The following is a 24,606-nucleotide window of genomic DNA, read 5'->3' on the forward strand; positions in this document are numbered from 1 at the left end:
GTGGGCCGGTCATGGAACCGGCCCGCCGGACGGCGCGTTCAGTCCTGCGCGCCGGGTGCCGTCCTGGCCTCCCGGGACAGCAGGATCAGGCTGCGGGCCTCGACCAGCACGTCGGTGCCCGGCTTGTGTTCCATCTCGTCCGCGACGCCTTGCGGGTCGGTGGTGTCGATCCGGGTGGTCCACCGCTCGCCGTAGGTGGCGTCCGGGAGGCGGAAGCGGACCGGCTTCCAGTAGCTGTTGAGGAGCAGCAGGAAAGAGTCGTCGACCACCGGCCGCCCGTACGGAGTGGGCTCGGCGATGGCGTCGCCGTTGAGGAACACGGCGACCGAGTGGGCGTCGCCGCGCTGCCAGTCGTCGTCCGTCATCTCGCGCGCGTCCGGGCGCAGCCACACGAGGTCGGGCAGGGGCTGGCCCTCGTGGGTGTGCGTGTCGCCGCGGAAGAAGCGACGGCGGCGCAGGACCGGGTGGGCGGCGCGCAGGGCGATGGTGCGCCGGGTGAACTCCATCAGCTCGCGCTGGTCGTCGCTCAGGCGCCAGTCGATCCAGGAGATCTCGTTGTCCTGGCAGAAGGCGTTGTTGTTGCCCTGCTGGGTGCGGCCCAGTTCGTCGCCGTGGGCGAGCATCGGGATGCCCTGGGAGAGCAGCAGCGTGGCGAGGAAGTTGCGCTGCTGCCGGCCCCGCAGTTCGAGCACGCCTTCGTCGTCGGTGGGGCCTTCGGCGCCGCAGTTCCACGACCGGTTGGTGCTCTCGCCGTCCCGGTTGTTCTCGCCGTTGGCCTCGTTGCGCTTGCCGTTGTACGAGACCAGGTCGCGCAGCGTGAATCCGTCGTGGGCGGTGACGAAGTTGACGCTGGCACGCGGGCGGCGGCTGTCGTGCTGGTAGAGGTCGGAGGAGCCGGTGAGCCGGGAGGCGAACTCGGCGAGGGTGTTCTCGCCGGAGCGCCAGAAGTCCCGTACGGAGTCGCGGTACTTGCCGTTCCACTCCGACCACTGGGGCGGGAACTTGCCGACCTGGTAGCCGCCCTCGCCGACGTCCCACGGCTCGGCGATGAGCTTGACGCGGCCGATCACCGGGTCCTGCTGGATCAGGTCGAAGAAGGCGGAGAGCCGGTCCACCTCGTGGAACTGCCGGGCCAGCGTCGCCGCGAGGTCGAACCTGAAGCCGTCGACGTGCATCTCGGTGACCCAGTACCGCAGGGAGTCCATGATGAGCTGGAGCACGCTGGGGTGCCGCATCAGCAGGCTGTTGCCGGTGCCGGTGGTGTCGTAGTAGTGCGCGAAGTCTCCGTCGACGAGCCGGTAGTAGGACGCGTTGTCGATGCCGCGGAAGGAGAGCGTCGGGCCGTTCTCGTTGCCTTCCGCGGTGTGGTTGTAGACGACGTCGAGGATCACTTCGAGGCCGGCCGCGTGCAGCGCCTTCACCATCGACTTGAACTCGGTGACCTGGCCGCCGCGGCTGCCCTGGGCGGCGTACGCGTTGTGCGGGGCGAAGAAGCCGATCGTGCTGTAGCCCCAGTAGTTCGACAGGCCCTGGTCGCGCAGGAAGCCGTCCTGCGCGAACTGGTGCACCGGCATCAGCTCCACCGCGGTCACGCCCAGCGAGGTCAGGTGCTCGATGACCGCCGGGTGCGCGAGGCCCGCGTAGGTGCCACGCAGTTCGGCGGGGACCTCGGGGTGGGTGCGGGTCAGGCCGCGTACGTGCGCCTCGTAGATGACGGTGTCGGCGTACGGGCGCAGGGGCGGGCGGTCGTTGCCCCAGTCGAAGGCGCTGTCGGTCACCACGGCGACAAGGGTGTGGTCCGCGCTGTCGGCCGGGGACGGTCCGGCGGCCGTCCGCTCGAAGAGCGAGGGGTCGTTGTCCATCTGCCCGTCGACGGCGGTGGCGTACGGGTCGAGGAGCAGCTTCGCGGGGTTGCAGCGGTGGCCCGCCGCCGGGTCCCACGGGCCGTGCACGCGGTAGCCGTAGCGCTGGCCGGGGCCGACGGCGGGCAGATAGCAGTGCCATACGAAGCCGTCGACCTCGGTCATGGTGACCGTGTCGTGGGTGCCGTCGTCGTGGAGGAGGACGAGGTCGACGCGCTCGGCGACCTCCGTGAACAGGGCGAAGTTCGTTCCGTCGCCGTCGAATGCCGCGCCGAGGGGATAGGGGCGTCCGGTCCAGGTGAGCATCCGGCCACGGTACGGATGATCTTGGTGTCGGTGTCGTCACCGCGCCGCCCGCGCCTCGTCTGCCGCGCGCCCGGCCCTCGTGAGCCGCTGTCCTGGCACGCTGCCGGGCCGCGGCTGCCGAGGCAGACCGCGGTCCGGTGCGACACGCTCCGGACGGAGCGCCGTACTGCTGTCACATGACCGGCGTCGGGCGGACCACCCTGCGCGGGACGGACAGGTGCGGCTCGCGTGCGCGGGCCGCCGGGGCCGTGGCCACGAGCGGATCCGTGACCACTGACCCCGCGAACGCCGGGACAGGTACGTCGCGCGGCATCTCGAGCGCTTCGCTGATGCGCGGCGGGGGGCCGGCCGGGACCAGCGGGGCGCGCTCGCCGAGACGGGCACGGCGCGAGAACCAGATGATCTTTCCCGTGGCGGTGGCGCAGCCGCCCCAGCCGTCGCTCAGCGCGGCAATCTCCGCGAGGCATCCCTCCTTCGGGGCGTAGTGCGGGCCCGGCAGGTCACGCTCGTGGTCGGACACCGCGGTGATCAGATGCTGGCCGTTCCACCACATCTCGACGGTGGTGTTCTTGTCCGTGGCGTGCTCGTCGATCGTGTGAAGCAACACCTCGACGCCGCGGCAGACAGGCTCGACGAGAATGTCCAGGTTCCAGTACCGGAGGTGGGCGGCCAGGATGCGCCTGACCTGCCCGACACGCTCCGAGCTGACCTCGACGTCGAGGTGGTAGTAGCAGGGCACTGCTGTATTCATCGTCTTCGGCTCCTCACCGGCGAAGCTCCCGCTCGTTGCTCGCCCCCTACGGGCCGTACCCCGAACACGTAGCGTGAGCACTGATCGCTCCTGAGTCAGCCTCAGGATGAGAGCGCTACTCCATTCGTGCAACACGAGGAGCCGCTCCCGGTGTCGTTGAAGCTCCAACAGGACGGGCAGTACCGCCAAATGCACCATGGGACGGGGTACCGATCGGCGTAATGGTTCGGTACCTCTCCGTGCACGGCCCCAGCGCACCGACCCGGTGCACCGTGCACATCGAAGAGTGGGAAGTGAACAGCGACATGTTGCTGCCTACCAAGACCGAAGTCGCCAGGCATCTGGCGCAGTACCGCGCGTGGGAACGCCTGCGGCTGGCGGCGCCCGCCGACCGCCAGGTGCGGGCCCACTTCGAGGACACGGCCTACACGTTGTGCGTGCTGATGGGAAAGCGCTGCGGGCGCGAGGCCGCCGACGCGGCCGAGCGCTATCTCCGTCCCAGCGTGGAGCATCCGCCCATGGCCGCCCCGCCGCTCGCGGCGCCCGCGGTCGCCGTCGCCGCCCTCAGCGGGCCGTGACGCCGGACCCTCCGGCAGAAGCGGGACGCCGGCCGACACGCCTGAACCGGGGCATTTCCCGACAGGCCGAGCCCGGTCGGCTCCCGTAGCGTGTCGCCGGAGGGACGCAGCCCGTCGATGACACCCTGCTGTGCCCGGCCACGTGCCGGGCCAACTGGTGTGCGAGTGACGCCGCGTCCCGTGGCGCATGTGAACCCGGCGGGCCCCCGAGCGAGGACGGCCCTGCCTCGAGCACGGCGGAGGTGCAACTGATGAACCCAGGCACGGTGACGGGCCGCGTCCCGATCGTGGACGTCCTCCCGGCCGTCGACTGCGGCAGGCGTCCGGCGAAGGCGGTCCCGGGCGAGACGTTCGAGGTCTCCGCCACGCTCTTCGGCGAGGGCCATGCCGCCGTCTCCGCCAACGTCGTGCTGCGCGGCCCCGACGGCCGGCCCGGCCCGTGGACCCCGATGCGTGAACTGTCCCCGGGCAGCGACCGCTGGGGCGCCGACGTCACCCCGACGACGGTCGGCAACTGGACGTACTCGGTGGAGGCGTGGGGCGATCCCGTGTCCTCGTGGCGCCGGTCCGCCGGCATCAAGATCCCGGCCGGGATCGACACGGAGCTGATCCTGGAGGAGGGCGCCGCGCTGCACGAGCGTGCCGCCGCCGGCGTTCCGGAAGGCGCGGGACGCAACGCGGTCCTCGCGGCCGTGGACGCGCTCCGCGACGAGGACCGGCCTCCCGCCGCCCGCCACGCGGCGACCCTGGCGCCGGACGTGACCACCGCGCTGGCAGAGCATCCGCTGCGCGAGAACGTCACCCGCTCGGCACCCCTGCCGCTGCTCGTCGAGCGCGAACGGGCGCTGTACGGAGCCTGGTACGAGATGTTCCCGCGCTCCGAGGGCGCCGTGGTCCGTGAGGGCGAACGCCCGGTGAGCGGCACGTTCCGCACGGCGGCCGAGCGCCTTCCCGCCGTCGCCGCCATGGGTTTCGACGTGGTCTATCTGCCGCCGATCCACCCCATCGGCATCACCTTCCGCAAGGGGCCGAACAACAGCCTGTCGGCGGACCCGTGGGATGTCGGAGTGCCGTGGGCGGTCGGCTCGCCCGAAGGCGGCCACGACGCGATCCACCCGGACCTCGGCACGCTCGACGACTTCGACGCGTTCGTGCGCCGGGCCGGGGAACTCGATCTGGAGATCGCGCTCGACTTCGCCCTCCAGTGCTCCCCGGACCACCCGTGGGTGGAGAAGCACCCGGAGTGGTTCGAGCACAGATCCGACGGCACGATCGCGTACGCGGAGAACCCGCCGAAGAAGTACCAGGACATCTACCCGATCGCGTTCGACCGGGACATGCTGGGGCTGATCGAGGAGACGACCCGGGTCCTGCGCTTCTGGATGCGTCACGGGGTCCGCGTCTTCCGCGTCGACAACCCGCACACCAAGCCGGTCATGTTCTGGGAGCGGGTGATCTCCGACATCAACCGCAGCGACCCGGACGTCGTGTTCCTCGCCGAGGCCTTCACCCGGCCCCCGATCATGCGGGCGCTCGCCAAGGCCGGTTTCCAGCAGTCGTACACGTACTTCACCTGGCGCGACACGAAGCAGGAGCTCACCGAATACCTCACGGAGCTCTCCCGGGACACGGCCGCCTACATGCGTCCCAACCTGTTCGTGAACACACCCGACATCCTGCCCCGCTACCTCCAGAAGGGCGGCCGCCGCGCCTTCGAGGTGCGCGCCGTGCTCGCGGCCACGCTCTCCCCGACCTGGGGGGTGTACGCCGGATACGAGCTGTGCGAGAACACCCCGGTCCGCGAGGGCAGCGAGGAGTACCTCCACTCGGAGAAGTACGAACTACGGCCGCGCGACTGGGAGTCGGCCGAGCACGAGGGCCGCTCCATCGCCCCGCTCATCACCACCCTGAACCGCCTCAGGCGGGACCACAGCGCCCTGCGCCTGCTCAGGAATCTCCACTTCCACCGGACCGACAACGACGCGCTGATCGCGTACAGCAAGCGCTCGGGCCCCGACACGGTCGTGGTGGTCGTCAACCTCGACCCCCACCACACCCAGGAGGCGACGGTTTCTCTGGACATGCCCCAGCTCGGACTCGACGCGCACGCGAGCGTGCCGGTCCGCGACGAGCTGACCGGCGAGACATACCAATGGGGCAGGACGAACTTTGTGCGCCTGGAACCGGGCCGCGCGCCCGCGCACATCCTCACCGTCCTGCGACCGTCCTCACCGCCCACCGGAGGGTCACCCACCACATGATCGTCAACGAGCCCGTCCAGGACAAATTCGAGGACACCCCCACCAAGGACCGGGATCCCGACTGGTTCAAACGCGCCGTCTTCTACGAGGTCCTCGTCCGCTCCTTCCAGGACAGCAACGGCGACGGAGTCGGCGACCTCAAGGGGATCACGTCCAGGCTGGACTACCTCCAATGGCTGGGCGTCGACTGCCTGTGGCTGCCGCCGTTCTTCAAGTCCCCACTGAGGGACGGCGGTTACGACGTGTCCGACTACACGGCCGTCCTGCCCGAGTTCGGCAATCTCGCGGACTTCGTGGAGTTCGTCGACGCCGCGCACCAGCGCGGGATGCGGGTGATCATCGACTTCGTCATGAACCACACGAGTGACCAGCACCCGTGGTTCCAGGAGTCCCGCAAGGACCCCGACGGGCCGTACGGCGACTACTACGTCTGGGCCGACGACGACAAGCAGTACGAGGACGCGCGGATCATCTTCGTCGACACCGAGGCGTCCAACTGGACCTTCGACCCGGTGCGCAAGCAGTACTACTGGCACCGCTTCTTCTCCCACCAGCCGGATCTCAACTACGAGAACCCGCGCGTCCAGGAGGAGATCATCGCGGCCCTGCGCTTCTGGCTGGACCTCGGCATCGACGGCTTCCGGCTCGACGCCGTGCCCTACCTCTACGCCGAGGAAGGGACCAACTGCGAGAACCTCCCCGCGTCCCATGCCTTCCTCAAGCGCGTACGGGCCGAGGTCGACGCGCACTATCCGGACACGGTCCTGCTCGCCGAGGCCAACCAGTGGCCCGAGGACGTGGTCGACTACTTCGGCGACTACGCATCCGGCGGCGACGAGTGCCACATGGCATTCCACTTCCCCGTCATGCCACGCATCTTCATGGCGGTCCGCCGGGAATCCCGCTACCCGGTCTCGGAAATTCTCGCCAAAACGCCCGCCATTCCGTCCAGTTGCCAGTGGGGCATCTTCCTGCGCAACCACGACGAGCTCACGCTCGAAATGGTCACCGACGAAGAGCGCGACTACATGTACGCGGAGTACGCCAAGGACCCGCGCATGCGGGCCAACATCGGCATCCGCCGCCGCCTCGCACCCCTCCTGGACAACGACCGCAACCAGATCGAACTCTTCACCGCCCTGCTGCTCTCCCTGCCGGGCTCGCCGATCCTCTACTACGGCGACGAGATCGGCATGGGCGACAACATCTGGCTCGGCGACCGCGACGCGGTCCGCACACCGATGCAGTGGACACCCGACCGCAACGCGGGCTTCTCGTCCTGCGACCCCGGCCGGCTCTCCCTGCCCACGATCATGGACCCGGTCTACGGCTTCCAGGTCACCAACGTCGAGGCGTCCATGTCGTCCCCGTCCTCGCTGCTGCACTGGACCCGGCGCATGATCGAGATCCGCAAGCAGAACGAGGCGTTCGGCCTCGGCTCGTACACCGAACTCCCGTCGTCCAACCCCGCCGTGATCGCGTTCCTGCGCGAAGCCCCCCCGACAGAGGACAAGGGGGACGACCTCGTGCTCTGCGTGCACAACTTCTCGCGCTTCGCCCAGCCCACCGAACTCGACCTCCAGGCCTTCGACGGCCGCCACCCCGTCGAGCTCATCGGTGGGGTCCGCTTCCCCGCCATCGGCCGGCTCCCGTACCTGCTGACCCTCGCGGGCCACGGCTTCTACTGGTTCCGGCTCCGCAAGGACGCCGTCAGCACCACGTGGTGACCGGCGGCCCCACACCCCTGGGTCCGTCTGTCCGCCCTCGAAAGGAGTCGTCGCCATGCCCAAGGCCGCACTGCAGAGTCCGACCGGCGTCAGCCCCTCTCTGCTGCTGAACTCACTCGCCGGTCTGCTGCACGAATGGCTGCCGCGGCAGCGCTGGTTCGCGGGGAAGGGCCGGCCCGTCACCGGGCTGACCCTGGCCTCGATGACCGAGCTGCACCCGGGCTGCCTGCACCTGCTGGTGCGCGCCGAGCACGCCTCGCAGGCGATCCGCTCCGGCTCGGGCACGCCCCCGGCCGACAATCTCTACCAACTGCTGCTCGGCGTACGGGAGATGCTGCCCCCCTCGCTCGCGCCGGCCTTCATCGGCCGCGCGACCGAGGGCCCGCTGACCGGCCTCATGGTGTACGACGCCCTCCAAGAGCCCCGGTCGGCCGGGCTGCTCCTGGAGCGGCTGCGCCACCCGGGCACGGCCGGCCCTTTGCGCTTCGAACGCGACCCGCAGGTCACCGTGCCCGCCGGTCTCACGCCACGCGTCCTCGACGCCGAACAGTCCAACACGTCGCTGGTGTACGGGGATTCGTACATCCTGAAGGTCTTCCGGCGCGTCCAGGCCGGCGTCAACCCGGATCTGGAAGTGCCGCAGGCGCTCGCCCGGCAGGGCTGCACCCGCGTGCCGGGACCCGTGGCGTGGTTCCGCACCTCGCAGCCCCAGCAGGCGACGCTCGGCGTCCTCCAGCCGTTCCTGCCCGACGCGGACGACGGCTGGACCCTCGCGCTCCGGTCGCTCGCCTCCGGCAGGGACTTCACCGACGAGGCGTACGAACTGGGACGGGCGACCGCCGAGATCCATCTCGCGCTGACCGCGGCATTCCCGGTCGACGCCCCTGTGCCGTACCGCAACCGGCACCTCGCGCAGGCGATGACCGATCGCCTCGAATCCACGGCCCGTTCCGTGCCCGCGGTGCTTCCGCACGCGCCGGGGCTGCGGGCCGCGTTCGACGCGTTCGCGCTCGTCGACTCGGCGCGGCCCGCGCAGCGGATCCACGGCGACCTCCATCTGGGGCAGGTGCTGTGGTCGGGGCAGCAGTGGTTCGTCATCGACTTCGAGGGCGAGCCGGCCCGCCCGCTCGCCGAACGCCGCCACGCGCAGTCCCCCGTACGCGATGTGGCGGGCATGCTCCGCTCCTTCGACTACGCGGCCCGCACCCGTCTGCCCTGGCGGCCCGAGTGGTCGCTGCGCTGCCGGGACGCCTACTGCGCCGGCTACGCGGCCGAGTCGAAGTCGGACCCGCGCGAGGAACCCGACCTGCTCCGCGCCTTCGAGACGGACCGGGCCCTCTACGAAGTGCTGTACGAGGCGCGGCACCGGCCCGACTGGCTGCCCGTGCCGATGGCGGCGATCAGCCGCCTCGCCGAACCCCGCTGAACCAGGCGGCGGCAACCCCGCCGTCCGCCTGCAGAAATCGCTCACCCCCGAGGAGACAGAACCGTGGCAGCTCGCAAGACCTCCGCCCCCAAGGCCGTCGGCCTGTCCGACAAGCCCGGCACCGGTCGCCTCAAAGTCCTGCCCGCCCCCGTGCTGGACGGGGCGGACCGCGGGCGCCTGCTGTGGGGTGAGCATCACGACCCGCACTCCCTGCTCGGCGCGCACCCGGTGGACGGCGGTGTCGCGTTCCGGGTGCTGCGGCCTTACGCCCAGGCCGTCGCCGTGTCGGTCAAGGGCCGGCGCGTGGAGCTCCGTGACGAGGGTGACGGTCTCTTCACCGGGATGCTGCCGCTCGACGCGATTCCCGCGTACACGCTGCTCGTGACGTACGACGGGGACGAGCGGGAGGTGGATGACCCATATCGCTTCCTGCCCGCGCTCGGGGAGTTCGACCTGCATCTGATCGGCGAGGGGCGGCACGAGGAGCTGTGGACCGCTCTGGGCGCCCAGCCGATGACGCACGAAGGGGTCGCGGGCACCCGGTTCACGGTGTGGGCGCCGAACGCGCGGGGCGTACGCGTCTGCGGGGACTTCTGCGCCTGGGACGGCACCGCGTTCCCGATGCGGTCGCTCGGCTCGTCGGGCGTGTGGGAGCTGTTCCTGCCGGGCATCGGCGAGGGAGCGCTGTACAAGTTCGACATCACGCGCCCCGACGGTTCGCACACCGTGCGCGCGGACCCGCTGGCCCGGCGCACCGAGATGCCGCCCGCGACCGCGTCCGTCGTGACGGAGTCGTCCCACACGTGGGGGGACTCCACGTGGATGAAGAAGCGCGGGCAGCGCCCGGTGCACGAGGCGCCCTTCTCGGTGTACGAGGTCCATCTGCCCTCCTGGCGCCCGGGCATGAACTACCGCGAACTCGCCGACCAGCTCGCCACCTACGTGAGTGACCTCGGCTTCACCCACGTCGAGTTCATGCCCGTGGCCGAGCATCCGTTCGGCGGGTCGTGGGGCTACCAGGTCACCGGCTTCTACGCCCCGACGGCCCGCATGGGCACGCCCGACGACTTCCGGTATCTGGTCGACACCCTGCACCAGGCCGGCATCGGCGTGATCGTGGACTGGGTGCCGGCCCACTTCCCGAAGGACGACTGGGCGCTGGCGGGCTTCGACGGCACCGCCCTGTACGAGCCGCAGGACCCGCGTCGCGCCGAGCACCCGGACTGGGGCACGCTCGAGTTCGACTACGGCCGCAAGGAGGTCCGCAACTTCCTGGTCGCCAACGCCGTGTACTGGTGCGAGGAGTTCCACATCGACGGCCTGCGCGTCGACGCCGTCGCCTCCATGCTCTACCTCGACTACTCGCGCGAGGAAGGCCAGTGGTCGCCGAACGGGCACGGCGGCCGCGAGAACCTCGACGCCGTGGCCTTCCTCCAGGAGATGAACGCGACGGTGTACCGCCGCTGCCCGGGCGTCGTGACGATCGCCGAGGAGTCGACCGCGTGGGACGGCGTCACGCGGCCGACCCACGACATCGGCCACGGCGGTTTCGGGGGCCTCGGCTTCGGCCTGAAGTGGAACATGGGCTGGAGCCATGACTCGCTGCAGTACATCGTGCACGAGCCCGTGCACCGCAAGTACCACCACAACGAGCTGACGTTCTCGATGGTGTACGCCTACAGCGAGAACTATCTGCTTCCGCTCTCGCACGACGAAGTGGTGCACGGCAAGCGCGCGCTCGTGTCGAAGATGCCCGGCGACTGGTGGCAGCGGCGAGCGGACCACCGCGCGTACCTCGGCTTCATGTGGGCCCACCCGGGCAAGCAGCTCCTGTTCATGGGGCAGGAGTTCGCGCAAGGGGCCGAGTGGTCGGAGGGACACGGCCCGGACTGGTGGCTCCTCGACCCGGCCTACGAGGCCGAGCCGGACCACCGCGGGGTCCTCGACCTGGTACGCGACCTCAACCACGAGTACGCGGCCGCGCCCGCCCTCTGGGAACGGGACACCACACCCGCGGGGTTCTCGTGGATCACCGCGGACGCGGCCGACGACAACGTCCTCGCGTTCCTGCGGTTCGCGGCGGACGGCGCGCCCCTGCTGGCCGTGTGCAACTTCTCCCCGGCGGTCCGCGAGAACTACCGGCTCGGCGTGCCGGACTCGGTCCCCGGCTGGTTCGAGGTCCTGAACACGGACGCGGCACGGTACGGCGGCAGCGACGTCGTCAACGCCGGCGTCCTCAAGCCGGACCCTCAGCCGAGCCACGGCCGGCCCGTCTCGCTCCAGCTGACGGTGCCGCCGCTGGCGACGGTGTGGCTGCGGCCGGCCTGAGGACCGTCGAGACGTCACTCGAAGGCCGCCGCCTCCCGTAGGGCGGCGGCCACGGCCGCCGGGGAATCGGGCGCGGGCGCTCCCGGGCGGTAGGTCACGGACCTGAGTCGCCCCGTGTGGCGGAAGCTGCCGTGGCGCTCGTGCACCGGCCAGGACACCGGCGACTTGCGGTCGACGCCGACGCTGATGCCCTGGAACGGCGCCATGCCGATGAGCTGGTGCACGCTGTCCGGCGCGGTGCGCTCCACACCGTCGACGCCGACCGAGAACCGCCAGCGCAGGCCCTTCTCGGCGGTCGCGGCGACGGTGACCTCGTGCGGCCCAGTTCGGGGCCCGGTCCGGCGCGGTGCGGCGTGGCGGCCAGGCGGGCTCCGAGTCGGCGAAGGTGCGCCCGACACGTCCGGGGAAGCCGTCGTAGGGGTCGCGGCGGGTGGTCATGATGTCTCCGTGGGCCGGGCGGTCGTGGTCGGGTGATCGAGTCGGCCAGGTCGTCATGCGGCGGGCTGTCCTACGGGCGCGTCCGCGGGTACGGGGTGTGGTGCTGCCGCGAGCAGGGAGCGGGTGTACGGGTCACGGGGCCGTTCGCACACCTCGTCCGCGCTGCCGCTCTCGACGATCCGGCCCTCGTGCATCACGGCGATCCGGTGGCTGACCTGCCGGACCACCGCCAGGTCGTGGGCGATGAAGACCAGTGCGAGGCCGAGGTCACGCTGGAGGTCACAGAGCAGGTTGACGATCTGGGCCTGCACCGAGACATCGAGTGCGGAGACGGGCTCGTCACGTGGCCGGGCCACGGCGGGGCGCGCCGGCGTGGGATCGCCGACGCGGTCGGGTCACCAACGGGTCCGGGCCACGGACGCGTTCGGGTCACCGAAAGCATCAGGGCGCCGCCCGGGCCGGGCAGGACGAAGCGCCGGATTCTTTTCGCCGCGGCAGGAATTAATGACCGCGGCGGCTCAGGAGCCGTGTCTGCCAGGGGAGAGCCGGGACGTGCGACGAGGGAGAGCGCGCGGGCCGGCCGTGCTCGGGCACGGTCGAGGAGCGCGGCTGAGTGAGCGGAAGTCAGCCCGGGCGTACGGGAGTCGGTTCCGCGTCAGAGGCTGACGGCACAGACCGCGCTGGCCTGTCGACAGAGGTCGACGTGCCTGCGGGAGACGAGGCGCATGTCCGGATTCACGGGAGCAATATGGCAGTGGCTCGCCGGAGCGGTCAACCGGTGAGGTCCGAATCCTGGACCGGGGTCAGCCACGCGCGGCCACGGACGGACGCGGGCCGCAGGCCTGCAGAGGGCTTCTGAACAGGGGGTTCAGGAGAACCGTCCCGGCCGCGACGGGCAGGACACCCGGTCCGGCATGTGGACTGACGATACGTTCGGGGTCGTCGCAGACGTGGGAGAGGTCGACCGCGGCGCCGCGGATCTCTTCCAGGTACTCCGGGTCGAGAAGGCTCGACTGCTCGGTCACCACGACGAGATCCGGGTTCAGCACGTCGAGCAGCAGAGCCGTCGCGCGGCCCACCGCCCTGGCCCGCTCGCGCAGGAGCCGGTCGGCCCGGCGGTCACCGGCCGCGGCGGCGTCCACCACCAGCGACGCGTCGGGTTCCGGGACGATGCCGCGCCGCAGGGCAACCTGGCCGAGAACCGTGTTCGACGCGGTCGCCTCCAGGCAGCCCCTGCGCCCGCACGGGCAGGGCGCCGTGGAGTCGGGCACCGGCAGATGCGCCACATCACCGGCGCCGGAACCGGGCCCTTGGTGCACCACCCCGGCGATGCCGAGCGCCGCGTCGACGACATTGCCCACGAACAGGTGCACAAGGCTGCGGCGTGCGGCGGGTCTGCCGAAGAGGATCTCGGACTGCGCGATGGCACGGGCGTGGTTGTCGAGCCGCACGTCGAGACCGCCGAGCCCACGGGCGAGTTCGGCGGCGAGGGGTTTGCGGTGCCACCCGAGCGCGTCGTGCCGCACGACCGTCCCCTCCCCCGGGTCGACCCAGCCGCCCACGGCCGCCCCCACCCCCAGCAGCGGCCGACCACGCACGGTGCGGTCCAGGAACTCCCGCAGCCCGCACGCGACTTGACCCGGCAGGTCCTCCGGTTCGATCCCGTCGTGCGGGAACATGTGCCGGGCAAGCACCCGGCCGCGCAGGTCCACGAGGCCGAAAGTCGACAGGGGAACGCCCAGGTGAACCCCGCCCGCCACGGGTCCCCCGGCCGCGCCCGTGTGCAGGTCGACGGGGATCTGCGGCCGGCCGACCGTGCCGCCCGGCGCCAGTTCCGGCAGTTCGCGGACCAGGCCGAGCCGGGCCAGGTCGGTGCACTGACGCGACACGGCGGCGGGGCTCAGGCCGGAGAGCCGGGCGATCCCGCTGCGAGCCACGGGGCCGTGACCGAGCACCGTGCGCAGAACGGTCGCGGCGTTGGCTTCGCGCCGGCCGTCGCCCGCCATGCGCGGGCCTGGGGTGGCGAGCGTCATCGTTTCCCTCTCGATGTGGTTCCGCCGGCTGCGACGGCGGCAACATTGCGGTGGCGTGAATTCGCGCGGGGCGCCCGATGCCGTCCCGTGCACCCCACGCAACTGGGTGGCAATGATGGGCGGCTCGCGCGAAACTCCGCTGGTCACATGGGGTTTGACGGGAGGCGGAGCACAGGGCGCCGCCTTGTTCGCAGGCGCCGATTCAACCATCAGGCGATGCGGTGACGGGACCCGGACCGCGCTTGACGGTGCCTCGCCGCCGCTGCGACTCTCCGAGCCATGCCTGCGACGACCGCTCCCACGTCACGGCCCGTCGGTGCCCGGCGCGATGCGCCGGGGGCGTGTACGGGCCGCTGTCCGGCGACCTTCCGCATCTGACGCACACCACGTCCGGCCCGACACCACATCTGACGGGTGTCACGCACATCGTCCGAGGCGGACCTGCACCCTCAGACCTCACCCGTAGTGGCTGTGCGCTGCCGCCCTAATTACTTCCGCTCCAAGGCCAATTGGCCGCGACGGGCGACGAACGCGACCTTCGCGCCTCCCGAAAGGACTTCCACCATGACCTCCGCACCCGCCACCGACACCCGCCCCGCCCAGGACTCCGACGACCTTGGCATCACGGTCGAGAAGGTCGGCGGCCGGCTCGGCGCCGTCATCTCCGGCGTACGCCTCGGCGGCGACCTCCCGCCCGCGACGGTCGCTGCCGTCCGCTCCGCACTGCTGCGCCACAAAGTCGTCTTCTTCCGTGGCCAGGACCACCTCGACGAGGACAGCCACGAGGCGTTCGGCCGGCTCCTCGGCACACCCGTCGCCCACCCCACCGTCCCGTCCGTGGACGGGCGTTACTCGTTCCCGATCGACTCGGACCACGGAGGACGCGCCAACCAGTGGCACACGGACGTCACCTTCGTGCCCGCCTACCCGGCGTTCTCCATCCTGCGTGCCGTGACCGTACCGCCCTACGGCGGGAACACCCTGTGGGCCAACACGGCCACCGCCTACGCTCATCTGCCCGAGTCACTGCGCACGCTCGCCGACGGTCTGCGCGCCGTGCACTCCAACGACTACGACTACGCGGCGCTGCGCCCGGACGCCGTGCCGGAGCAGCTCGAGCGGTTCCGTGAGGTGTTCGCGTCGACCAAGTTCCTCACCGAGCACCCGGTGGTCCGCGTGCACCCGGAGACCGATGAGCGCGTGCTGCTGCTCGGCAACTTCGTGCAGCGCATCGCCGGCCTGACCGGCCGGGACTCACGCGCGCTCGTCGACCTGTTCCAGTCGCACATCGAGCGCCCCGAGAACACGGTGCGCTGGCAGTGGCGGGCGGGGGACGTCGCCATCTGGGACAACCGCGCCACGCAGCACTACGGCGTGGACGACTCCGACGACCACGAGCGCAAGCTGCGCCGGGTGACGATCGACGGCGACGTGCCCGTGGGCGTCGACGGCCGTTCCTCAGTGCTCCTGTCCCCCGAGTCAGTGCCGGACCCGGCCTTCGGCATCGCTTCGGGGAACTCGGCCGCGTAAGACCCGTCGGCCCGCGGTTCGCCTCACCCTGCGTTCCCGTGATGCTCACCGGCGGCCGGTGAGCATCACGGGCATTCAACAGACGCCTCACGAACCGGTTTGCGAAATCCCTCTGGACGCGGCCTGCCCCCGTAGGGTCGGGCCCTCGGGCAGCGAGACGGACGCGCCGTGCCGTCGGCGACCTGTCGCACCCAGCTCCGCACACCGGGTGCGGCTACCTTCCTGACCACCGCCCGAGGCCGCGTCGGCATCGCGACGACGAGCTTCGGCATCGTCCGGCCGGTGCACGACCGGACCCTACGCGACGGCCGGACTGGAACCCGGGGCTTCGCCGTCGGTGAGGCACTCGCGGGACCCCAACTCGCCCGTCTGCCCGACCGTTTCGGCCAGACCCGGGTCCAGCGACCGGTGCTGCTCACTCACGCCGCGGCGGTGACTGCGCTGCTCTGTCCGGTGGCGAGCGATGCCCCGGACCACCTGCTGACGACGGCGGGAGTCCCGCAAAGCGATCAAGGGGACTGGTTGCGCCCGCTCCTCAGACCCCGTACCCGCACGACCCGCCCGCCAGTAGGTCCTCGACCTCGCTGTGGGCGGCGTTGACGATGGCCGTCACCGCTTGCGCCGCTTCGGCCGGGCGGCCCGCGGCTACCGCCTCGGCCACCTCCTGGTGGCGGCGTACGGCAGCCATGTCGATGTCGTGCGGCATCAGGGACAGCTCGCGACGGGCCACGAGGAGTTCCTCCGTCACCTCCGCGAGCTGGGCGAACATGCCGTTGCCCGAGGCGCCGAGCAGCGCTCGGTGGAAGGCCGCGTCCGCGTCGACGAAGCCGGCGCTGTCGCCGGCCCGGGCCGCGCTCGCCATGACACGGGCGTGCTCCGACAGCGACTGCCGGGCCGCCGTGTCACCGCCCGCCGCGGCGAGGGCCGCCGCGGACGGCTCCACCGCGGCGCGCAGCTCCGCCAGTTCGCGCAGCTGGACCTCGCGGCGGGGCGAGGCGAGGCGCCAGCGGATGACCTGGGGGTCGTAGAGGTTCCACTCGGGCATCGGGCGGACCGTGATGCCGATGCGCGGGCGGCTGGTCACCGCCCGCTTGGACTCGAGCACTCGGACGGCCTCGCGCGCGACCGTGCGCGAGACGCCGTACCGCTCCTGGACGTCCTCCAGGCGCAGGACCTCTCCGGCGCGGATCTCGTCCGCCGCGAGGGACAGGCCGATCCGGTCGACCACCTGCCCGTGCAGGCCCTGAAGTTCCACGCCACTCCCTGGGTCGTCGTGTGCATCGTGTGCCGGTGATCCCGTCCGGTGCGTTGTCGATTGTCACACCTCCGGTGGGAATCGGAGCACCGGGTGTGGCGTGCCCGCGGCATCATCGCAGCAGCTCAGGCACCAATTCGGCGAACTCGGCGCAGAACCGGTCGATCATGGCGGTCTCCTCGCCGTCCAGGGTGTGCCCGGGTGCCCGGCAGTGCGCGGAGCCGAACCAGCCGCGGCGCACGGAGATCTCCTTCTCGGCCGCGACGATCAGCTCGACGCCCTGCATCCAGTAGGAGAGGTACGGCGTCATGCGGGTGTGCAGGGCGACGGCGCCCTGCTCGTCGCCGCGTTCCCAGCGGCGCCACAGCTCCACGTACAACTCCGTGAAGGAGCAGCCCGGTTGGACGCCGATCGCGCCGCGGCGCAGGGCGTCGGGGAGCTGGAGGCCGGCGTAGCCGACGAGGGCGGGCAGCGGGCGTTCTCCCTGGGCGAGTGCCGCGATGAGGCGTCCGGGCGGGGCCGACTCGACCTTCACCCAGCGGAGGTTGGGGTGTTCCGCGGCGAGGGTGTGCAGGGTGGGTGCGTCCAGTGCGGTGCCTGTCTGGGCAGGGGCGTACTGGACGACGACGGGCAGCGGGTCGACGGCGGCGAGCACCGATCGTACGTGGGTGAGTACGGCGTCCCGTGAGGGACCGAGGAAGTGCGGCGGCAGGACGTTGACCGCGTCGGCCCCGCGCTCGGCGGCGCCGACGGCCTGGGCGACGGCGTGCCGGGTGGCGTGGTCGGGGACGGACACGATCGCGGCGGCGTCCGCGCGGCCGCGCGTGCGCTCCAGGAGCAGGCCGGTGAGCAGGTCCCGCTCCCCCGCGTCGAGCTTGTGGAACTCGCTCGCGAAGCCCGGGAACATCACGGAGCCGGCGCCGGTGGCGAGGACGCGGTCGACGACCGTGGCGAAGCCGTCGGGGTCGAGCGCGCCGTCGTCGTGGAAGGGGACTTCGAGTACGGGCGAGACGCCCCGGACGAGGGCGTCGACGTCCTTCGTCAACTTCTCTGTATCTTCCGTCAACGTCCCTGATATCTCATCACTCATGACGGGTCCTCAGAAGGCCTGGCGGGGCGGGGCGGAGTCGCTGGCGCCGACCAGGAAGTCGAGGTCCACGCCCGTGTCGGCCTGGGTGACGTGCTGGGTGTAGAGGTAGGTCCAGCCGCGGTCGGCGGGCGGTGCCGGCGGCTGCCACTCGGTGCGGCGTCGCTCCAGTTCCGTGTCCTCGACCAGTACGTCGAGGCGTCGCGCGGGCACGTCGAGGCGTACGTCGTCCCCGGTGCGTACGAGGGCGAGCGGGCCGCCGACCGCGGCCTCGGGCGCGACGTGCAGGACGCAGGTGCCGAAGGCGGTGCCGGACATGCGGGCGTCGGAGATGCGGACCAAGTCGCGCACTCCGGCGTCCAGGAGCTTCTTCGGGAGCTGGAGGTTGCCGACCTCGGGCATGCCGGGGTAGCCCTTGGGGCCGGTGTTGCGGACGATGAGGACGGTGTCGGCGGTGACGTCCAGGTCGGGGTCCTCGGCGACGGCGAGGTAGTCCTCCAGCGAGTCGAAGACGAGCGCGGGCCCGGTGTGGCTGAGCAGCTTCGGGTCGGCGGCCGACTGCTTGATGACGGCGCCGTTCGGGGCGAGGTTGCCGCGCAGGACGGCGGTGCCGGTGCCGGCGGGCTGCACCGGGCGGTCCATGGGGCGGATCACCTCACGGTCGTGGACCTGCGCGCCCTCGCAGTTGTCGACGAGGCCGCGTCCGGTGACGGTGACCGTGTCGCGGTGGAGCTGGTCGCGCAGGTCGTTGACGAGCGCGGGCAGTCCGCCGGCGTACGCGAACTCCTCCATGAGGAAGCGACCCGACGGCATCAGGTCGATCAGCAGCGGGAGTTCGGCGCCGAGTCGGTCGAAGTCGTCGAGGGCGAGCGGCACGCCGAGGCGGCCCGCGATGGCGAGGAGGTGGACGACGGCGTTGGTGGAGCCGCCGATGGCCGCGTTGATCCGGACGGCGTTCTCGAAGGCGGCGCGCGTCATGATGCGCCCCGGGGTGAGGTCGCTGCCGGCGAGTACGACGGCGCGGGCGCCGGTCTCCTCGGCGAGGGTGCCGCGGCGTGCGTCGACGGCGGGCAGGCCCGAGCCGCCGGGGAGCATCATGCCGAGGGCCTCGGTCAGGCACGCCATGGTGGAGGCGGTGCCCATCGTCATGCAGTGACCGGCGCTGCGGTTGAGGGAGCTCTCGAACTCGGTGAACTCCTCCTGGGTGATGGTCCCGGCCCGCAGTTCCTCGGTCATGCGCCAGATGTCCGTGCCGGAGCCGACATTACGGCCCTGGAAGCGCCCGTTGAGCATCGGGCCGCCGGTGAAGACGATCGCGGGGACACCGGCGCTCGCGGCGCCCATGAGGGCGGCGGGGCTGGTCTTGTCGCAGCCGGTGAGCAGGACGACGGCGTCGAGGGGGTTGGCGCGTATCTGCTCCTCGATCTCCATCGCGGCGAGGTTGCGGTAGAGCATCGAGGTGGGACGCAGGAACGGCTCGCCCAGGGACATGGCGGGGAATTCGAGGGGGAAGCCGCCGGCCTGGAGGACGCCGCGCTTCACGGCGTCCGCGATGAGCTGGAGGTGGCCGTTACAGGGCGTCAGTTCGGAGAAGGTGTTGCAGATGCCGATGACCGGGCGGCCGTCGAAGTTGTGGCCGCCGCGGCCCATCGCGCGCAGATGGTGGCGGGAGATGAAGCCGTTCTTGCCGCCGTCGCCGAACCAGGCGCGGGAGCGCAGCGGCACCTCGCTGTCGGCGGGCGTGGGTTCGAGCGCGGCCATGTGTGGTCCTTCCGGTGCGATGCCGGGGCCGTGACCGCGGCCGTGATCAAGCCGTGTCCGACGCACCCCTTCAATGGTGCTATCAAATCACGATACGGTCCCCGGCGTGTCCAGAGGATCGACGCGGATCCGGCACGATCGACCTGGGAGAGCCGTGGAATCGACAGTCATGAAAACGGTGACCTGGCGGCTGATGCCGTTCCTGGTGCTGCTGTATCTGGTGGCGTACATAGACCGGTCCAACGTCGGCTTCGCCAAGCTGACGCTCCAGGACCAACTCGGCCTGTCGAACGCCGCGTTCACCTTCGGCCAGGTGGCGTTCTTCATCGCCTACGCGATCTTCGAGGTGCCCAGCAACGTCTACCTCGACCGCTTCGGCGCGCGCCGCTGGTTCACCCGCATCATGCTCAGCTGGGGCGTGGTGACCGTACTGACGGCGCTGGTCACCAACGACTGGCAGTTCTACGCCGCGCGCTTCCTGCTCGGCGTAGCCGAGGCCGGCTTCTACCCGGGAGTCCTCTACTACCTCACCAAGTGGTACCCGTACCGCTACCGGGCCCGCATGACCGGCTGGTTCATGATGTCCGCGCCGCTCGCCTTCATCATCGGCAACCCCGTGATGGGCGCGCTCGACGACCTCGACGGCACGTTCGGGCTCGAAGGCTGGCAGTGGATCTTCATCGCGACGGGCCTGCCGGCGATCGTGCTCGGCTTCGTCACCCTGCGGCTCCTGCCCGACGGTCCCGAGGGCGTACGCTGGCTGGCGGCCGAGGAGCGGGCGTGGATCGCCGGTGAACTCGCCGCCGAGGCCGACGCGTTGGGCGAGCGGGGACACGGCAGTCCGCTGCGCGCGCTGCGCGACAAGCGCGTACTCCTGCTGTCGCTCTTCTACCTGTGCTTCCCGCTGGGCGCCTACGGGCTGAGCTTCTGGCTGCCGACGATCGTCGACGGCTTCGGCGGCCTCTCCACGACGGCCACCGGCTTCATCACCGCCATCCCGTACGTCTTCGTGGCCATCGGCCTGTACGTCGTGCCGAAGCTCGCCGACCGCAGCGGCACCCGCTATCCGTGGATCGCGGGCACCGCCGCCGTCGGCGCCCTCGGTCTCGCGGCCAGCGCCCTGACCGGCAACCACGTACTGCAGATGGCCTTCATCAGCCTTGCGGCGATGTGCATCTTCGCGGGGCAGCCGGTGCTGTGGTCGCTCCCCTCACGCTTCCTGACGGGTATTCAGGCGGCGTCCGGCATCGCGGTGATCAACGCCGTCGGCAACCTGGGCGGCGGCTTCGGGCCGATGGGAATCGGCGTGGTCGTCGACCGTACGGGGTCGGCCGTGGGCGGGCTGTGGTTCCTGGTCGCCGCCATGGCCATCGCGGCGGTCGCCACGCCGGGGATCCGGCGGCTCGTCGAGGGCGGGCCCGTGGTCGCCCACGCGCCCGACACGTCGGCGACGGCTCAGGGGCGCACAAGGGTCTGAACGCGGTGAAGGCGACGGGACGCGGTGGGGCGACGGGCTCCCCACCCCCACCGCGACGGCGTCACGCCCCGAGGCACTCGCGCACAGCCGTGATCAGACGGTTGGCGCGGGCGTCTCCGTGGCCGATCATGCGGTTGGCCACATAAGCGAAGCCGACCCCGAACTCGTCGTCACCGAAGGCGAATTGGCCTCCGGCGCCGTCGTTGCCGAAGCTGCGGTCACCGAGCATCGGACGGAAGGACGGCGAGTCGAGCAGGAAGCCCGAGCCCCAGCGCGCTCCGGCGTCAAAACCGAGCCAGCTCTCGCCGGAGGACAGCTCGCGCAGCGCGTCGCTCACCGTCGCCTCCGTGAGCAGCCGTTCGCGGCCCTCGATTCCGGTGACAGCCGCCGCGTAGAGCCCGGCGAGTCCGCTCGCTGAGCCGACGGCGCCGGCCCCGGGGAGTTCCATGGCGTGCAGCGCGGGGTCGTTCCAGCCATGCGGCTCGTCGAGGCCCGGGAACACCAGGGCGCCGTTCATCGTCACGATGCGCGTGAGCAGATGCTCGGGCCCGGGCATCCCGGGCCGCCCCTCGGCCTCGACGAGCCGGGCCACGCGTTCCGTCTCGTCGGCGGGCAGACCGATCCAGGCCCGCAGCCCGAGTGGGTCACCGACCGCTCGGCGGACGTACGCGCCCGGCGTGAGGCCCGTGATGCGCCGGATCACCTCGCCGACAAGGAATCCGAAGACACGGCCGTGATACTCGTACGCGGTGCCCGGCTCCCACAGCGGCTTCTGCTCCTCGATCGCGCGGATCACCGGCGTCCACTCGGCGATCTCCTCGAAGGACAGCATCCGGTCGAGGGCGGGGACGCCTGCTCGGTGCCCAAGCACCATGCGCGAGGAAATGACCTCCTTGCCCTGCTGCGCGAACTCGGGCCAGTACCGGCTCACCGGGGCGTCGAGGTCGAGCCGGCCCTCCTGGGCGAGGAGATGCGCGCTCAGGCTCACCAGACCCTTGGCGACCGAGAAGACGGGGACGGCGGTGTCCTGTTCCCAGGCGCGCCCGGTCCGCTCGTCCGCGACGCCGCCCCACAGGTCGACGACCTTCCGTCCGCCGGCGAACACCGTGACGGTGGCGCCGAGTTCGGGGAACTCCGCGAAGTTCCGCGCGAACACGTCGGCGACGGCCCCGAACCGTTCATCGGCCCCACCGTGACGCTGTTTCATCGTTCCCCGTCCTCCGCGTGTCCCTGCGGTCGCGGAGCCGCCGGTCACGTGTGCCCGCGCCGTCCGCGATCTTCGGATCGATCACGGTACGGGGGTGCGCCGCGCACCTCGAACGAATTACGCGCGGCGGGGTGCGCGCCGTCCACGCGGCGGACGCCGCCCTCCCCCGGGGTTGCCTCCTCGAACAGGGAAGCTACCCTTGCCGACGTACCGGACACGGGGTGCCCCGCACGAGGGCTGAGATCACACCCGTCGAACCTGAACCAGTTAGCACTGGCGGAGGGATGTCAGCCAATGTCGTTGCCCCATGCCCCGAGCAGCACCGGGACCACCGGACCGCGCTCCGTCTTCGACGGGCGCATGCCCGCCGCGCCCGGTGATCTGCGCGTCGAGGCGCGCGGGATCGCGCCGGTCCCCGAGACCCACCGCTACGGCGGCGCCGGACGCCTGTTCACCGTGTGGTTCGCCCCGAACCTGACCATGACCGGCGTCTTCACCGGCACCGTCGGCATCGCACTCGGCCTGGACTTCGGCACCGCGCTGGCCGCCGTCGTCATCGGCACCCTCGTCGGTGCCGTGCCCACCGCGTATCTCGGTACGTGGGGCAGCGCGACCGGCGCGGGGCAGCTCCCGCTGGCGCGGCTCGCGTTCGGCCGGGCCGTCGCGGTGCCCGGCGCCCTGCAGTGGCTGTCGTCGGTCGCCTGGGACGCGCTGATCGGCCTCTTCGGCGGTGACGCGCTCGCCCGGCTGTGCGGCTGGCCGTTCTGGGTCGGCGTGCTCGTGATGATGCTGGCGCAGGGCGCGCTGGGCGTGCTCGGCTACGAGGCCGTCCACCGGCTCCAGAAGCTGATGACCTTCGTGCTGGCCGCCGCCTTCGTGGTCCTCGCCGTCAAGCTTCTCGACGGTGTCCACCCGGTCACCCACGGAGCCGCGCACGGCGCCGACCGGGCCGGCGCGTTCGTCCTGACCAGCACGATCGCGCTCAGCCTGTCCCTGTCCTGGGCCCCCTACGCCAGCGACTTCAGCCGTTACCTGCCGGCGGCCACATCCCGTCAGCGCATGTTCTGGTTCACGCTCCTCGGCGTCACCGTTTCCTTCGTCGCTGTCCAGGCGCTGGGGCTGTGGGGCGCCTCCGTCTTCACCGACCAGACCGCACGCGGCGTCGACGAGCTGCTCGGCGGGGGCGTTCTCGGCTCCTTCGGGCTGCTCGCCGTGGCGCTGGCGGCCCTGTGCAGCAACGCCATGAACGACTACAGCGGGTCGCTGGCCCTGCAGACCATAGGCATCCGGATCCCGCGGCCGCTCGCGGCGGCGCTCGCCGCGGTGCTCGGCTTCCCGCTGGTGCTGTGGATGCACGCCGCCGACACCACGGCCCGGTTCCAGAACGTGCTGCTGTTCGTCGGCTACTGGATCCCCGGCTTCGTCGCTGTCGTGGCCGTCGACTGGTTCGCGCGCGCCAGGGCCCGGGGCGGCGCGCCGGTCGACCTGGCCGCCGAGTCCGCCCGGCCGCAGCCCTGGTGGCCCGGGCTCCTCGCCTTCGTCGCCGCCTTCGCCGCCGCGGTCCCGTTCATGGACAGCGGCCTGTACGTGGGCCCGGTCGCAAAGTCCCTGCACGGCGCCGACCTCGCGTACTACGTGGCCTTCGTCGCCGCGCTCGTCGTGTACGCGCCCCTGAGGCTGCGCCGCCCGACCGCTGACGCCCAGACTGCACCGCACGAGGAGGCCCGCACATGACCGCGCCCGCGAGCACCGGACGCGTCGCGCCGCCCCGCGTCCTGACCGTCGCCGGATCGGACTCGGGCGGTGGCGCCGGGATCCAGGCCGACCTCAAGACGATGCTGGCGCTCGGCGCCCACGGCATGAGCGTCCTGACGGCCGTCACCGCGCAGAACTCCCTGGGGGTCCAGGGAGCGTGGGAACTCCCCGTCGACGCGGTGCGCACGCAGTACCGCAGCGTCGTGGACGACATCGGCGTCCAGGCGGTCAAGACCGGGATGCTCTCGTCACCGGTCCTCGTCGAGGCGGTGGCCGAACTGCTCGCCGGCACGGACGCCCCCGTGGTCGTGGACCCGGTGAGCGTCTCCAAGCACGGCGATCCACTGCTCGCCGAGGACGCGCTGGACGCCGTACGCACGAAGCTGCTGCCGGTCGCGACGGTGGCCACGCCGAATCTGGACGAGGTGGCGCAGCTGACCGGCCTCGCCGTCACGGACGACGACGGCATGCGCCGGGCCGCGGCACGGCTCCTGTCGTTCGGCCCGCGCTGGGTGGTCGTCAAGGGCGGCCACCTGCCCGGGGCGGCTGTGGACCTGCTCACCGACGGCACGGAGGAGCACTGGCTGCGCGCTCCCCGCCACGACAACCGGCACACGCACGGCACGGGTTGCACCCTGGCGTCGGCCGTCGCCGTGGGCCTCGCCCACGGCCTGCCCGTGCCGGAGTCCGTCCGGCTGGCGAAGGAGTACGTCACGGGGGCGATCGCCGCCGGGTTCGCACTGGGGTCGGGCATCGGGCCGGTGGACCACGGGTGGCGCCTGCCGGGCGACCGGTCCGTGGCCACAGAGGGACGGGACTAGGGC

Annotated in this window: 18 protein-coding genes, 2 pseudogenes and 1 riboswitch; of the genes and pseudogenes, 9 read left to right on the top strand and 11 right to left on the bottom strand. The window is 71.4% G+C overall.

The features are described 5' to 3' along the window. Positions 1 to 38: 38 nt before the first annotated feature. Entirely contained in the window at positions 39 to 2,168 is a 2,130-nt protein-coding gene (gene glgX, locus ACWIGU_RS15250; protein ID WP_454400997.1) for a glycogen debranching protein GlgX, read from the bottom strand. A gap of 172 nt (positions 2,169 to 2,340) precedes the next feature. Beyond that, a complete protein-coding gene (locus ACWIGU_RS15255; RefSeq protein WP_454400999.1) occupies positions 2,341 to 2,919 on the bottom strand; it encodes a pep a2 in 579 nt (192 codons plus the stop codon). A 293-nt stretch (positions 2,920 to 3,212) separates the two neighbouring features. Here ACWIGU_RS15255 and ACWIGU_RS15260 point away from each other — a divergent pair, with 293 nt between their 5' ends. From ACWIGU_RS15260 to glgB, 5 genes are all read left to right on the top strand, one after another. Then, a complete protein-coding gene (locus ACWIGU_RS15260; protein ID WP_454401001.1) occupies positions 3,213 to 3,497 on the top strand; it encodes a DUF5133 domain-containing protein in 285 nt (94 codons plus the stop codon). A 251-nt stretch (positions 3,498 to 3,748) separates the two neighbouring features. Further along, positions 3,749 to 5,758, top strand: coding sequence for an alpha-1,4-glucan--maltose-1-phosphate maltosyltransferase (locus tag ACWIGU_RS15265; protein ID WP_454401003.1), 2,010 nt, complete (start codon positions 3,749 to 3,751; stop codon positions 5,756 to 5,758). Then, entirely contained in the window at positions 5,755 to 7,485 is a 1,731-nt protein-coding gene (treS, locus tag ACWIGU_RS15270) for a maltose alpha-D-glucosyltransferase (RefSeq protein WP_454401005.1), read from the top strand. Before ACWIGU_RS15265 ends, treS begins: the two co-directional genes overlap by 4 nt. 55 nt (positions 7,486 to 7,540) lie before the next feature. Beyond that, positions 7,541 to 8,911, top strand: coding sequence for a maltokinase N-terminal cap-like domain-containing protein (locus ACWIGU_RS15275; protein ID WP_454401007.1), 1,371 nt, complete (start codon positions 7,541 to 7,543; stop codon positions 8,909 to 8,911). 63 nt (positions 8,912 to 8,974) lie between these two features. Next, the gene (glgB, locus tag ACWIGU_RS15280; protein WP_454401009.1) at positions 8,975 to 11,239 is read left to right on the top strand and encodes a 1,4-alpha-glucan branching enzyme; all 2,265 of its coding nucleotides are present in this window, start codon (positions 8,975 to 8,977) and stop codon (positions 11,237 to 11,239) included. 14 nt (positions 11,240 to 11,253) lie between these two features. On the opposite strand, the pseudogene ACWIGU_RS15285 reads toward glgB, so the two are convergent. From ACWIGU_RS15285 to ACWIGU_RS15300, 4 genes and pseudogenes are all read right to left on the bottom strand, one after another. Beyond that, positions 11,254 to 11,562 (bottom strand): annotated as a pseudogene (locus ACWIGU_RS15285) (arylsulfatase); the annotation flags it as partial. 168 nt (positions 11,563 to 11,730) lie between these two features. Beyond that, positions 11,731 to 12,018 (bottom strand): annotated as a pseudogene (locus tag ACWIGU_RS15290) (ABC transporter ATP-binding protein); the annotation flags it as partial. A 314-nt stretch (positions 12,019 to 12,332) separates the two neighbouring features. Further along, on the bottom strand, positions 12,333 to 12,404 hold the full coding sequence (locus ACWIGU_RS15295) for a putative leader peptide (RefSeq protein ID WP_389531111.1): 72 nt from the start codon (positions 12,402 to 12,404) through the stop codon (positions 12,333 to 12,335). 76 nt (positions 12,405 to 12,480) lie between these two features. Next, entirely contained in the window at positions 12,481 to 13,710 is a 1,230-nt protein-coding gene (locus ACWIGU_RS15300; protein WP_454401011.1) for an ROK family protein, read from the bottom strand. Positions 13,711 to 14,274: 564 nt separating this feature from the next. Here ACWIGU_RS15300 and ACWIGU_RS15305 point away from each other — a divergent pair. Further along, positions 14,275 to 15,240: a TauD/TfdA dioxygenase family protein gene (locus ACWIGU_RS15305; RefSeq protein ID WP_454401013.1), complete on the top strand. Its 966-nt coding sequence runs from the start codon at positions 14,275 to 14,277 to the stop codon at positions 15,238 to 15,240. 297 nt (positions 15,241 to 15,537) lie between these two features. On the opposite strand, the gene ACWIGU_RS15310 is transcribed toward ACWIGU_RS15305, so the two are convergent. The 4 genes from ACWIGU_RS15310 to ACWIGU_RS15325 form a co-directional block, all read right to left on the bottom strand. Next, positions 15,538 to 15,663 (bottom strand): hypothetical protein, encoded by a 126-nt coding sequence (locus ACWIGU_RS15310; RefSeq protein ID WP_454401015.1) that lies wholly within the window; start codon positions 15,661 to 15,663, stop codon positions 15,538 to 15,540. Between the two features lie 112 nt (positions 15,664 to 15,775). Continuing rightward, positions 15,776 to 16,495: a FadR/GntR family transcriptional regulator gene (locus ACWIGU_RS15315; RefSeq protein WP_454401017.1), complete on the bottom strand. Its 720-nt coding sequence runs from the start codon at positions 16,493 to 16,495 to the stop codon at positions 15,776 to 15,778. A gap of 112 nt (positions 16,496 to 16,607) precedes the next feature. Then, positions 16,608 to 17,585: a dihydrodipicolinate synthase family protein gene (locus ACWIGU_RS15320; protein ID WP_454401019.1), complete on the bottom strand. Its 978-nt coding sequence runs from the start codon at positions 17,583 to 17,585 to the stop codon at positions 16,608 to 16,610. Positions 17,586 to 17,594: 9 nt separating this feature from the next. After that, entirely contained in the window at positions 17,595 to 19,343 is a 1,749-nt protein-coding gene (locus ACWIGU_RS15325; RefSeq protein WP_454401021.1) for an IlvD/Edd family dehydratase, read from the bottom strand. Between the two features lie 169 nt (positions 19,344 to 19,512). Between ACWIGU_RS15325 and ACWIGU_RS15330 the strand changes: the two genes are divergently transcribed. Further along, positions 19,513 to 20,820, top strand: coding sequence for an MFS transporter (locus ACWIGU_RS15330; protein WP_454401023.1), 1,308 nt, complete (start codon positions 19,513 to 19,515; stop codon positions 20,818 to 20,820). A 61-nt stretch (positions 20,821 to 20,881) separates the two neighbouring features. Here the strand turns inward: ACWIGU_RS15330 and ACWIGU_RS15335 are convergent, their stop codons facing one another. Then, complete coding sequence (locus ACWIGU_RS15335) at positions 20,882 to 22,027, bottom strand: serine hydrolase domain-containing protein (RefSeq protein ID WP_454401025.1); 1,146 nt, start codon at positions 22,025 to 22,027, stop codon at positions 20,882 to 20,884. A gap of 207 nt (positions 22,028 to 22,234) precedes the next feature. After that, positions 22,235 to 22,329: riboswitch (TPP riboswitch) on the top strand. On the opposite strand from ACWIGU_RS15335, the gene ACWIGU_RS15340 reads away from it, so the two are divergent. Together ACWIGU_RS15340 and thiD are read left to right on the top strand one after the other, a co-directional pair. After that, positions 22,322 to 23,761 (top strand): purine-cytosine permease family protein, encoded by a 1,440-nt coding sequence (locus tag ACWIGU_RS15340; protein WP_454401027.1) that lies wholly within the window; start codon positions 22,322 to 22,324, stop codon positions 23,759 to 23,761. It overlaps the preceding riboswitch by 8 nt. Continuing rightward, entirely contained in the window at positions 23,758 to 24,603 is an 846-nt protein-coding gene (gene thiD / locus ACWIGU_RS15345; RefSeq protein WP_454401029.1) for a bifunctional hydroxymethylpyrimidine kinase/phosphomethylpyrimidine kinase, read from the top strand. The genes ACWIGU_RS15340 and thiD overlap by 4 nt, the downstream gene beginning before the upstream one ends. Positions 24,604 to 24,606 lie beyond the last annotated feature (3 nt).

The organism is Streptomyces sp. NPDC055400 (assembly GCF_053644375.1).

Bases quoted from the DNA above. Each gene is read 5' to 3' on its own strand.
- glgX (WP_454400997.1), bottom strand. From the start codon at position 2,168: ATGCTCACCTGGACCGGACGCCCCTATCCCCTCGGCGCGGCATTCGAC.
- ACWIGU_RS15255 (WP_454400999.1), bottom strand. From the start codon at position 2,919: ATGAATACAGCAGTGCCCTGCTACTACCACCTCGACGTCGAGGTCAGC.
- ACWIGU_RS15265 (WP_454401003.1), top strand. From the start codon at position 3,749: ATGAACCCAGGCACGGTGACGGGCCGCGTCCCGATCGTGGACGTCCTC.
- treS (WP_454401005.1), top strand. From the start codon at position 5,755: ATGATCGTCAACGAGCCCGTCCAGGACAAATTCGAGGACACCCCCACC.
- ACWIGU_RS15275 (WP_454401007.1), top strand. From the start codon at position 7,541: ATGCCCAAGGCCGCACTGCAGAGTCCGACCGGCGTCAGCCCCTCTCTG.
- ACWIGU_RS15300 (WP_454401011.1), bottom strand. From the start codon at position 13,710: ATGACGCTCGCCACCCCAGGCCCGCGCATGGCGGGCGACGGCCGGCGC.
- ACWIGU_RS15305 (WP_454401013.1), top strand. From the start codon at position 14,275: ATGACCTCCGCACCCGCCACCGACACCCGCCCCGCCCAGGACTCCGAC.
- ACWIGU_RS15320 (WP_454401019.1), bottom strand. From the start codon at position 17,585: ATGAGTGATGAGATATCAGGGACGTTGACGGAAGATACAGAGAAGTTG.
- ACWIGU_RS15325 (WP_454401021.1), bottom strand. From the start codon at position 19,343: ATGGCCGCGCTCGAACCCACGCCCGCCGACAGCGAGGTGCCGCTGCGC.
- ACWIGU_RS15330 (WP_454401023.1), top strand. From the start codon at position 19,513: ATGAAAACGGTGACCTGGCGGCTGATGCCGTTCCTGGTGCTGCTGTAT.
- ACWIGU_RS15335 (WP_454401025.1), bottom strand. From the start codon at position 22,027: ATGAAACAGCGTCACGGTGGGGCCGATGAACGGTTCGGGGCCGTCGCC.
- ACWIGU_RS15340 (WP_454401027.1), top strand. From the start codon at position 22,322: ATGTCGTTGCCCCATGCCCCGAGCAGCACCGGGACCACCGGACCGCGC.
- thiD (WP_454401029.1), top strand. From the start codon at position 23,758: ATGACCGCGCCCGCGAGCACCGGACGCGTCGCGCCGCCCCGCGTCCTG.